The 10,545-nt window shown below is 69.6% G+C and carries 13 protein-coding genes; 11 read left to right on the top strand and 2 right to left on the bottom strand.

Annotated features, from left to right (window positions below; translation table 11 throughout):
- The 8 genes from ACYVE7_RS20545 to ACYVE7_RS20510 form a co-directional block, all read left to right on the top strand.
- A partial coding sequence (locus tag ACYVE7_RS20545; RefSeq protein WP_460366582.1) for a hypothetical protein occupies nt 1-260 on the top strand: 260 nt, incomplete at its 5' end.
- A gap of 153 nt (nt 261-413) precedes the next feature.
- Complete coding sequence (gene rpsP / locus ACYVE7_RS20540) at nt 414-878, top strand: 30S ribosomal protein S16 (RefSeq protein ID WP_460366581.1); 465 nt, start codon at nt 414-416, stop codon at nt 876-878.
- On the top strand, nt 879-1,121 hold the full coding sequence (locus tag ACYVE7_RS20535) for an RNA-binding protein (protein ID WP_460366580.1): 243 nt from the start codon (nt 879-881) through the stop codon (nt 1,119-1,121). It begins immediately after the preceding gene.
- Nucleotides 1,122-1,124: 3 nt separating this feature from the next.
- Nucleotides 1,125-1,625, top strand: a complete 501-nt coding sequence (gene rimM / locus ACYVE7_RS20530; protein ID WP_460366579.1) for a ribosome maturation factor RimM — start codon at nt 1,125-1,127, stop codon at nt 1,623-1,625.
- Nucleotides 1,625-2,401, top strand: a complete 777-nt coding sequence (gene trmD, locus ACYVE7_RS20525; protein ID WP_460366578.1) for a tRNA (guanosine(37)-N1)-methyltransferase TrmD — start codon at nt 1,625-1,627, stop codon at nt 2,399-2,401. Before rimM ends, trmD begins: the two co-directional genes overlap by 1 nt.
- 145 nt (nt 2,402-2,546) lie before the next feature.
- The gene (gene rplS / locus ACYVE7_RS20520) at nt 2,547-2,900 is read left to right on the top strand and encodes a 50S ribosomal protein L19 (protein WP_460366577.1); all 354 of its coding nucleotides are present in this window, start codon (nt 2,547-2,549) and stop codon (nt 2,898-2,900) included.
- Between the two features lie 188 nt (nt 2,901-3,088).
- Entirely contained in the window at nt 3,089-4,324 is a 1,236-nt protein-coding gene (gene lepB, locus ACYVE7_RS20515) for a signal peptidase I (RefSeq protein WP_460366576.1), read from the top strand.
- 63 nt (nt 4,325-4,387) lie between these two features.
- Complete coding sequence (locus ACYVE7_RS20510; RefSeq protein ID WP_460366575.1) at nt 4,388-5,110, top strand: ribonuclease HII; 723 nt, start codon at nt 4,388-4,390, stop codon at nt 5,108-5,110.
- A 39-nt stretch (nt 5,111-5,149) separates the two neighbouring features.
- On the opposite strand, the gene ACYVE7_RS20505 is transcribed toward ACYVE7_RS20510, so the two are convergent.
- Together ACYVE7_RS20505 and ACYVE7_RS20500 are read right to left on the bottom strand one after the other, a co-directional pair.
- Nucleotides 5,150-5,836, bottom strand: a complete 687-nt coding sequence (locus ACYVE7_RS20505) for a response regulator transcription factor (RefSeq protein WP_460366574.1) — start codon at nt 5,834-5,836, stop codon at nt 5,150-5,152.
- Nucleotides 5,833-7,062: a sensor histidine kinase gene (locus ACYVE7_RS20500; protein WP_460366573.1), complete on the bottom strand. Its 1,230-nt coding sequence runs from the start codon at nt 7,060-7,062 to the stop codon at nt 5,833-5,835. Before ACYVE7_RS20500 ends, ACYVE7_RS20505 begins: the two co-directional genes overlap by 4 nt.
- Nucleotides 7,063-7,215: 153 nt before the next feature.
- Here ACYVE7_RS20500 and ACYVE7_RS20495 point away from each other — a divergent pair, with 153 nt between their 5' ends.
- From ACYVE7_RS20495 to ACYVE7_RS20485, 3 genes are all read left to right on the top strand, one after another.
- On the top strand, nt 7,216-8,184 hold the full coding sequence (locus ACYVE7_RS20495; protein WP_460366572.1) for an ATP-binding cassette domain-containing protein: 969 nt from the start codon (nt 7,216-7,218) through the stop codon (nt 8,182-8,184).
- Nucleotides 8,181-9,704 (top strand): ABC transporter permease, encoded by a 1,524-nt coding sequence (locus tag ACYVE7_RS20490; RefSeq protein ID WP_460366571.1) that lies wholly within the window; start codon nt 8,181-8,183, stop codon nt 9,702-9,704. Before ACYVE7_RS20495 ends, ACYVE7_RS20490 begins: the two co-directional genes overlap by 4 nt.
- Nucleotides 9,701-10,545, top strand: an 845-nt coding sequence (locus ACYVE7_RS20485) for a hypothetical protein (RefSeq protein WP_460366570.1), incomplete at its 3' end; no start/stop codon positions are given. The genes ACYVE7_RS20490 and ACYVE7_RS20485, both read left to right, overlap by 4 nt.

Raw genomic sequence — 10,545 nt, 5'->3', positions numbered from 1 at the left:
TCGACGCGCGGTTCGGGGCGGCGGCCGAGGAACTGTCCGAAGTGGGCGGGGGAGTCGGGGCCGTGCTGGCGGAACTGGCCGAGGTCGCGCGGCGGCTCGGCGTCCTGGAGTCGGAACAGCCCGCGCTGCGCGGCGAGATCGCCGACGTCGCGGCACGGGTCTCGGGGGTGCAGCGCAGGCTGGGCGCCGTCGAAGGGGCCGTCGCGGCGCTTTCCGGTCGGCTGGCCGGGGTGGAATGCGCGGTTCCGGTGACGGAGTAGTCACCGGAGTCTGGCAGAATGGCTTGCTGGAAACCTAGTCCGTCGGGCGCCCTCTCTCGTCCTGGCGTGACTGGCAGTCCATGAGTCGGAACTTCCGGGTCCCCACCTTGGACGTAACGGCTCTCCTTTTATGAAACCGGAGTTACCACACCCGTGGCTGTCAAGATCAAGCTCAAGCGTCTCGGCTCGATCCGTAACGCGCAGTTCCGCATCGTCATCGCCGACTCGCGCACCAAGCGCGACGGTCGCGCGATCGAGGAGATCGGCATCTACCACCCGAAGGAGAACCCTTCTCTGATCCGGGTCGATTCCGAGCGCGCCCAGTACTGGCTCGGCGTCGGCGCCCAGCCGACCGACTCGGTCGAGAAGCTCCTCAAGATCACCGGTGACTGGCAGAAGTTCAAGGGCCTGCCGGGTGCCGAGGGCACCCTCAAGGTCGCCGAGCCCAAGGCCGACAAGGCCGAGGTGTTCGCTGCCGCCGCCAAGGCCGCCGCCGACCTCGGCGACGCCCCCACCCCGAAGGCGAAGAAGGCCCCCAAGGCCGAGCCCAAGGTTGAGGCCGAGCCCAAGGCCGAGGAGGCCGCCGCCGAGTCCACCGAAGCCCCGAGCGAGGCCTAAGTGCTCGAAGAAGCGCTCGAGCACCTGGTCCGCGGCATCGTCGAACACCCTGACGATGTTCAGGTCAACGCCAAGCGGATTCGTGGTGGCCGGGTCCTCGAGGTGCGCGTGCACCCCGAAGACCTCGGCAAGGTCATCGGCCGGAGCGGGCGTACCGCGAAGGCCCTCCGCACGGTCTTGGGGGCGCTCTCGGGCGGCCGCTATGTCCGAGTGGACCTGCTCGACGTCAACGAGGTTCGCTGACCAGTGCAACTGGTAGTGGGCCGCATCGGCAAAGCGCACGGAATCCGTGGCGACGTCACCGTCGACGTCCGCACGGACGACACCGACACCCGGTTCGCGCCGGGAGTGGTGCTCGCCACGGATCCGGCGTCCGCCGGACCTCTGACGGTCAAGGACGCCAAATGGCATTCCGGCCGTCTCATCGTCCGGTTCACCGGGGTCGACGACAGGAACCGCGCCGAGGAACTGCGCGGAATCTGGCTCGTCATCGACTCGGCGGAGATCGTTCCGTCGGAGGACCCCGACGATTTCCATGATCAGCAACTGATCGGCCTGACCGTCGTGACGGTCGCGGGCGAGACCATCGGCACGATCAAGGAGATCCTGCACCACGCGCAGGACCTGATCGTCATCGATACTCCCGCCGGTGATCAGCTGGTCCCGTTCGTGTCGGCGCTCGTGCCGGAAGTCGATCTCGAGGGCGGACGGCTGATCGTCGACGCTCCCGAAGGTCTCTTCGAATAATGCGCTTCGACATCGTCACGATCTTTCCTGAGTACTTCGGCCCCTTGTCCGCCTCCCTGCTGGGGAAGGCGTCCGACAAGGGGCTGCTGTCGTTCGGCGTCCACGACCTGCGGGACTGGACCTACGACCGGCACCGGACCGTCGACGACACGCCCTACGGGGGCGGGCCCGGCATGGTGATGAAGCCGTCCCCCTGGGGTGAGGCCCTCGACGACCTGCTGACGCCCGGGGCACGGCTCGTGGTGCCGACCCCTTCGGGGCGTCCGTTCACCCAGGCCGTCGCGGGGGAGCTGGCCACGGCGTCGCACCTCGTGTTCGCCTGCGGGCGGTACGAGGGCATCGACTCGCGGGTCATGCGGCACTACGCGTCCGTCGTGCAGGTCGACGAGGTGTCGATCGGCGACTACGTGCTGGCCGGGGGAGAGGTCGCCGTCCTGGTGATGATCGAGGCGATCTCGCGGCTGGTGCCCGGAGTGCTCGGCAACTTCGAATCCGTGACCGACGACTCGTTCGCGCCCGGCCGGATGGAGACCCTCGTCGAAGGGCCCGTCTTCACCAAGCCGAAGGAGTGGCGCGGCCAGGAGGTGCCGGACGTCCTGATGTCCGGCCACCACGGCAAGATCGCGCGCTGGCGGCGGGACGAGGCGTTCCGCCGGACGGCCGCCCTGCGGCCCGATCTGCTCGCACGGCTCGATCCCGCCTCCCTCGACAAGCATGATCGCAAGCTGCTGGATACGCTGGATTTGGCCGCCGACCCAGGTCATGTGGCAAACTAGAGTGTCACCCGTGTGGTGCGCCGCCGGTCTGCCCGCAGACCGGCTCGCCGGATCCGACGGATCAGGCGATTTGATCATCGCGGCATGACGCCCCCATCTTCACACTGGGGCCTCTCGCTGCCCGCGAATACAGCAAGGATTTCCTATGCACACTCTGATCCGTGAGATCGAGCTGGCCGCCGTCCGGTCGGACCTGCCCGACTTCCGCCCCGGTGACACCGTCAAGGTGCACGTCCGGATCACGGAAGGCAAAGTCAGCCGTGTCCAGCTCTTCGAGGGCGTCGTCATCCGCCGTCAGGGCGGCGGCAACCGTGAGACCTTCACCGTCCGCAAGATCTCCAAGGGTGGCTACGGTGTCGAGCGGACCTTCCCGCTGAACCTCCCCGCCATCGAGAAGCTCGAGGTCGCGATCCGCGGTGACGTCCGCCGCGCCAAGCTCTACTACCTCCGCAACCTCCGCGGCAAGGCGGCCCGCATCAAGGAGAAGCGCGACTTCTAGCCTTCACCGGCACGTCACGCTCTCCACGGGCGGCACCTCTCACGAGGCGCCGCCCGTGTCCTTTTCCCCGCGAACGCCCGCCCGGCGAAGTCCAGGCTTCCGCCCGACCGGGCGTTTCGTCATTCTTGGTTCCCTCTCGACCTTCGTGTCCCGCAACCACCGCGCCCCGCCGCTAGGCTCGTCCTCCAATGACTGGCGAGGAGCAGAATCCGGCCACCACCGGAGCCGATCGGAGCGAAGTGCACCCCGACCCCACCCGCACCACCCCCTCTCCCGCCACCCTCCTCAACGGCCCCGCGTCGCCGCCTTCCGCCGCGGCCGGGCCGGCGGAGGGCGGGCGCCCGGTGGGTTCGGACGGTGCGCCGGGGGATCCGGCGGGCTCCGGACGTGGGACGGCCGAAGGCGTCGAGGATCCGCCGCGTCCGGGTGAGGGCGACACGGCCTCGGTGGACGGGGGTCCGGTGGGCTCGGGAGAAGGAGCGGTCATGGGTTCGGGGGAGGGTGGTTCGGTGTCTTCTGGGCTGGTCGGGGAGGTCGGTCCTGAGTCCGTCGGGGCCGGTGGCGGCGCGGGCTCGCGGGGCGACGAGGGCGGCACGGGCGGATCGGGCGGCGGGGAGACCCCGTCGGAGGATGGGGAGCCGGCGGGCGAGGAGGCCAAGCGGCAGCCGTCGTTCTGGAAGGAGCTGCCGCTGCTGATCGGGGTGGCGCTGGTGCTGGCCCTGGTGATCAAGGCGTTCATCGTCCAGGCGTTCTACATTCCGTCCGGCTCGATGGAGACGACGCTGCAGATCGGCGACAGGGTCCTGGTCAACAAGGTCGTCTACCGGCTGCGGGACATCTCCCGCGGCGACATCGTGGTCTTCAACGGCCTCGACAGCTGGGATCCGGAGGTCGAGCTCGAACAGCCGTCCAACCCGGTCGGCAAGGTGCTGCGCAGCGTGGGCACGGCGTTCGGCGTCGTCCCCGGTGAGAAGGACTACATCAAGCGCGTCATCGGAGTCCCCGGCGACCACGTTGTCTGCTGCGAGCCGGGGACGGGCCGGATCACCGTCAACGGTCATGCGCTGGACGAGACCTCCTACCTGTACACCGATCCCGCCACGGGCGAGCAGAACGTCCCGTCGGACCGGAAGTTCGACGTGGTGGTCCCCGAGGGCCGCCTGTGGGTGATGGGCGACCACCGCGAGGTCTCCTACGACTCCCGCGGCCACAGCGCCGACAAGGGCAGCGGCACCATCCCGATCTCCAACGTCATCGGCCGCGCCTTCATCGTCGTCTGGCCTCTGCCCCACGGGCAGTTCCTCCACATCCCCTCCACCTTCACCCAGCCCGGCCTGGCCTCCCCTCTCCTCCCCTACACCCCCCTCCCTCTGGCCCTGGCCGCCGCCTTCCCCCTGACCCGCCTGCTCCGCCGCCGCCGCTGAAACCCACTCCCGCTGGTGGGAGGGCGAGTTGGTTGTCGGTGCGGGGGCGTAGGGTGCCGGTATGTGCTGGCACGGGACGGTTCGGGCGCGGGTGGTCGCTGCGCGGGGGCGCCGGTGATTCCGGGCGTCAAGCGGTCTGCGCGGTTCACGCCGCGCAAGGACGCCGGGATGTACGGGTACGAGCGGGCGCTGGCGCGAGGCGGGTTCGACCTGGTCGCGGGCGTTGACGAGGCGGGCCGGGGCCCGTGCGCGGGCCCGCTGGTCGTCGCCGCGGTGATCCTCGGCGGCGTCAAGATCGACGGCTTGCGTGATTCGAAGCTGCTGACCGCCAAACGGCGCGAGGAGCTCTACAAGGAGATCACCTCCCGGGCCCAGTGGCACGCGCTGATCATCCCTCCGGCCGAGATCGACAGGGTGGGCCTGCACCGCAGCAACATCACCGGGATGCGACGGGCGCTCGCGGCACTGTCCGTACGGCCGTCCTACGTGCTGACGGACGGCTTCCGGGTGCCCGGACTGGAAGCGCCCGCGCTGCCCGTCATCAAGGGCGACCGGGCGGTCGCCTGTATCGCGGCGGCGTCCGTGGTGGCGAAGGTCACGCGGGATCGGATCATGACGGGGTTGCATCAGACGTATCCGCAGTATGGTTTCGACGTCCACAAGGGGTACAACACCCCGGAGCACATGGCCGCGCTCGACCTGCACGGCCCCTGCCCGGAGCACCGCTTCTCGTTCGTGAACGTACGCTCACGAATGCCGAGGCCAGGCGAGGACACCGGCCGGTAGAACCCCCGACCTGCGGAGATCATCGAGCTGGGGTGGCTGTCAGGTGCGGGGTTGCGGAACGATCAACCCCGTCTCGTAGGCGAGGATGACGGCTTGTGTACGGTCCCGTAGCTTCAGCTTGCTCAAGATCCGGCTCACGTGTGTCTTCACGGTCTCCTCGCTGATCACGAGCTGGGCGGCGATCTCCGGGTTGGACAGGCCGCGCGCCAGCTGTCTTAGGACCTGGGTCTCCCGCGCCGTGAGCGTGCCGAACCCGGCTGTCGGCATGTCCGGGGCCTGCGGGCGGAGCCGGGCGAACTCCGCGATCAGCCGGCGGGTCACGTTCGGCGCGAGGAGTGCCTCGCCACTTGCGACGATCCGCACGGCCTCGAAGAGGGTTTCGGCGGTGACGTCCTTGAGCAGGAACCCGCTGGCCCCGGCGCAGAGCGCGTCGTAGACGTAGTGGTCCAGGTCGAAGGTCGTCAGGATGAGTACGCGGGTGCCGGCCGGGTGTGCGCCGGTGAGCTGCCGGGTGGCGGTGATGCCGTCCATGCCGGGCATGCGGACGTCCATCAGCACGACGTCAGGGGTGAGATCCGCACAGAGCTGGAGCACCCGGGTCCCGTCGGACGCGGCACCGACCACCGTGAAGTCGGGCTGGGTCTCCAGCAGGGCGGCGAATCCGGTGCGTACCACCAGATGGTCGTCGGCGACGACGATCCGGATCTCCTCCGGCGAACCGGTCATCGAAAGCTCCCCGTCTCGACGGCCGCCGCGCTGAGCGCGGACTGACCCACCCTGGCGGGCAGCGCGGCCTCGACGAGGAAACCGCCGTTCGGCGCCGATCCGGAGCGTAGCTCGCCGCCGACCGCTGCGGCGCGTTCACGCATGCCCCGCAGTCCATGCCCCGAGCCGGACACCGCCTCAAGCGGTCCCGGCCCGTTGTCGCGGATCGACAGAAGCAGTGATTCCTCCGTGTAGGCCAGCTCGACGTCCACTGCGGCGCCCGGTGCGTGTCGCAGCGCATTGGTCAGGGCCTCTTGGGCGATGCGGAACGCGGCCAGTTCGACGCTCGGTTCGAGGGTCACCGGGCGTCCTCGCATGATCAGTCTCATCCCCGAGCCGCTGGTGTCACGTACGCCATCGAGCAGGTCGGTGAGCTGGCCGAGGCCGGGTTGGGGGTGGCGATCCTCGTCGTCGTTGATTTCGGTGTCCTCGCGGAGTACGCCGAGTAGCCGGCGCATCTCGGTGAGCGCAGCCCGCGCGGCATCGCCGATCTCCGACAGCCGCTGCGCCCCGGCGGCGGGCATTCCGGACGTGGTCAGCCGGGCCGTCTCCGCTAGGACTGCGATCATGGAGATGTGGTGGGCGACGACGTCGTGCAGCTCACGGGCGATGCGCGCGCGTTCGCCGCGGGCGGTGTGCTCCGTCAGGCGACCCATGATGGCCTGTCGGGCAGCCCCATGCTGTTGGGCGTCGAAGTGCGCACGCAGGACGGAACCGGCCCATGCGGCGGCCGGTGCCAGCGAGGCCAGCACGCCGGCGATGATCGCGACCTCGCGCTCCGGTCGGCCGAGCAGCGACAGCACGAGAAACGCGAGGACTGCGACCGGAGCGAGCAGCAGGGCCCATCCGTATCGGGGGCCTACCCGGCTGAGCCGGTAGAAGGCGATCAAGGTGGCGCACAGGGCGGCGGCAGCCAGGGTGTGGACGCCCGCGAGTGACAGGATGGCCGCTGCGCAGATACCGGCCGCGGCTGCGGCAGGTGGCAGGAAGGCCAGCGGTAGTGTCCCGGCCAGCCCGAGCAGGCAGAAGACCACGGCATTCGAGAGGCTCCAGCCGGAGACCACGGCGCGCCCGACGGACTCGGCCGTCGCCGCGGCGCCCAGCAGGCCGCCCGCCACTGCCGGGAACTGCGGATCCGGTCCGGTCTGAATTTCCGTTCTCGCCCCGTCGCCACCCGTCAGGCCCATACCTGCATTCTGCCCGTTCCCGCTTGCATTCGAGCTTCCTCGGGGCTCGATCCCGAACGCCGTCCGCGGAACTGGCTCGGCGTAGCTCGCAAGGGGGACACCGTGTCGCGGCGTCGCCCGTACCAGCGAGGGCGAAGATGGCACTGCCACGTGATGTTCGCCGCAGCCGAAATTCCTAGTCTGACGGGTATGGCAGCAACCATTGAGGTCTCCGGTCTCCGCAAGCGCTTCGGGCGCACGGTGGCCCTGGACGGAATGACGTTCGGCGTCGAATCCGGCCGGATCACCGGCTTCGTCGGCCCCAACGGCGCGGGGAAGACAACGACGATGCGCGTGATCGTCGGACTCGACTCGGCCAACGAGGGCACCGCGTTGATCAGCGGGAAGCCCTACCGGGCGCTCCGGCAGCCGCTGAGCCACGTGGGCTCGCTACTGGACGCCGCCGCGCTGCACCCTGGCCGGAGCGCCCGTGGTCATCTCCTCTGGCTGGCGCACTCCCAGGGATTGTCCGCGCGGCGTGTAGACGAGGTGCTCGATCTGGTCGGCCTGAGATCGGCGGCCCGGCGGAAGGCCGGCGGCTACTCACTCGGTATGCGGCAGCGGCTCGGAATCGCCGGGGCCCTGCTGGGTGATCCGGCGACGGTGATGCTCGATGAGCCGTTCAACGGCATGGACCCGGAAGGCATCATCTGGATCCGCCGCTTCCTGCGGTCGCTGGCTGACCAGGGCCGCGCCGTCCTGGTCTCCAGCCATCTCATGAGCGAGCTCCAGGACACGGCCGACCAACTGGTCGTTGTCGGGCGCGGCAAGGTCATCGCCGACACCAGCGTGGCCGACCTCATCGGAGCCGCGTCAGGGAACCGGGTCGCGGTGCGCACCTCCGGCCCGCAGGACACGATGCGGCTCCTCGCGGAGGCAGGAGCCACCGTCGCGGCCATAGACAGGGACACCGTCACCGTGTCGGGGCTGGCCCCGGACCGAATAGTCGAGGTGCTGAACGCGGGCGAGGTGCCGTTCTCCGAGGTGGCGGCGCACCGGGCCACCCTTGAAGAGGCCTACATGGAAGTCACCCGCAACGCGGTCGAGTTTCGCGCCGCGGCTCCCACGGAGGCGGCACGGTGACCGCCACCATGACGTCCCGCCCGCCCGGCCAGAAGGCAGGGCGGGGTCGTTTCCCTCAGCTGCTGCACGCCGAGTGGACCAAGTTCCGCACCGTCCAGAGCTGGATGGGCGGCATGCTGCTGGCAGCGGTGCTGATGGTGCTGGTGGCCATGCTCGCCGGGTTCAGCAGTAACCAGGAGGGCGAGCAGCCCGCGCCGATCGGACCGGGCGGAGGACCGGTTACCGACAGCTTCTACTTCCTCCGCCAGCCGTTGAGCGGCGACGGCAGCGTCATCGTCTCGGTCGCCTCGCTCGAGAGCAGAATCCCTAAGAGCACAGGTGACCTGCGGCCTGGCGGTGTGCCCTGGTCGAAGGCCGGGCTCATCGTCAAGGAGTCCACCCGCCAGGGCTCGCCCTATGCGGCGATCATGGCGACCGGCGGACACGGCGTACGGATGCAGTACGACTACGTCAACGACATCGCCGGCCCCGCCGAACCCGCCCGCTGGCTGCGGCTGGACCGTGCGGGCGACACGGTCACCGGCCACGCCTCGGCCGATGGCACGAACTGGACCAAGGTCGGCGCCGAGCGGGTGAACGGGCTCGGATCGATCGTGCAGGTCGGCTTGTTCGTCGCCTCGCCTCCCGCAGTCGAGGGTCTGGGCTCCGCAGGAAGCATCTCAACGGCCACCTTCGGAGACGTCCGGTTCCAGGGAGGCTGGGCGGGGGGTGGACGGGGAGAGTGGACGGGCGAGCAGGTCGGCGCCGAATCACCCACCTTCGCCGGATACCCGGAGGGCTCAACGGGCTCATTCGCCCGGTCTGGCAGCGGATTCACCGTCACCGGCTCGGGCGACATAGCACCGGCAGTACGAGACACGCTGCCGACCGGCGGGACACTCCGCGACATCCTCACCGGCTCGTTCGCCGCGCTGATCGCGGTGATCGTGGTCGGAGCGCTGTTCATCACCACGGAGTACCGGAATGGCATGATCCACCTCACCCTGGCCGCAAGCCCGAAACGGAGCCGGGTGCTGGTGGCCAAGGCGATCGTGCTGAGCGGAGTCACCTTCGTCGCGGGGCTGGCCGGGACGCTGGTGGCGATTCCCCTCGGCGAGAAGCTCGCACGGTCCAACGGTGTGTACATTTTCCCGATGTCCTCCTGGACCGAACTCCGGGTGGCGCTCGGCACCGCGGGGTTGCTCGCGATCGCCTCGGTTCTCGCCCTTGCCCTCGGAGCGATCTTCCGGCACAGCGCGGGCGCGGTCACCAGCGTCATCGTGGCCATCGTGCTGCCCTACATCCTGATCGCCATCCCGTTCATGCCCGCGGGCGCGGCCGACTGGCTGGCCCGCGTCACACCGGGAGCGGCCTTCGCGGTCCAGCAGACGCTCGAACCCTACGGACAGGTCATGAGCCACTACACGCCCTACAACGGCTACTATCCGCTCGCGCCGTGGGCTGGTCTCGCCGTCCTGGCCGGTTATGCGATCGTCAGCCTGGTCGTGGCGTCCCTCCTGCTCAGCCGGAGGGATGCATGAGACTCGCGCTACACGCGGAATGGACGAAGGTGCGGACCGTCACGAGCCCGCTGCTGCTCCTGCTCGGCACCGTCGCGACGACAGTGGCCCTGGGAGCCGGGGCGACGTCGGTGGTGAGCTGCACGGCCAGCGGCTGCGGCGGCGACACGGCCAGGCTCAGCCTGACGGGCGTGTACGTAGGGCAGGCACTGGTCGCCGTCCTGGCCGTGTTGATCATGGGCGGGGAGTACGGCTCGGGCATGATCCGTACCTCGCTGACGGCGGTGCCGCGGAGGGTGACCGTCTTCACGGCCAAGGCCGTGACCCTCGCCGGGGTCGTGGCCGTCGCCGGAACGATCGCTGTCCTCGGGTCAGTGCTCGCCGGGCGGCTCATCCTGCCCGGCTTCGGCGACCGGGCGCTCTCCCTGACCGATGGACCTACGTTGCGCGCCGTCTTCGGGACGGTCCTCTATCTGATTCTGATCGGACTGCTGAGCCTCGGCGTCACGACCGTGGTGCGGGACACCGCCACCGGCCTCGGGGTGGTGCTCGGCCTGCTGTACATCGTCCCGATCATCGCCCAGACCGTCAGCGACCCGGGCTGGCAGCGAGGGCTCGGGAAGATCGCGCCGATGAGCTCGGGTCTCGCCATCCAGGCCACGACCGATCTCGACAGCCTGCCGATCAGCCCGTGGGCCGGGCTCGGCGTGACCGCCGGATGGGCCGCCGCAGCGCTGCTCGCCGGTATTTTGCTGCTGCGCAGGCGCGATTGCTTAAGGAGTGCCGGTCGGTGTGACCCATTTGCAGGGCTGGGGCGCGAGGAGAGGCCGGGGGCCGGGGGGACGAGCGGCCCGGGGGGGTG

This window comes from Actinocorallia lasiicapitis, from assembly GCF_054778695.1.
This window is presented reverse-complemented; position numbering and strand designations above follow the sequence as displayed.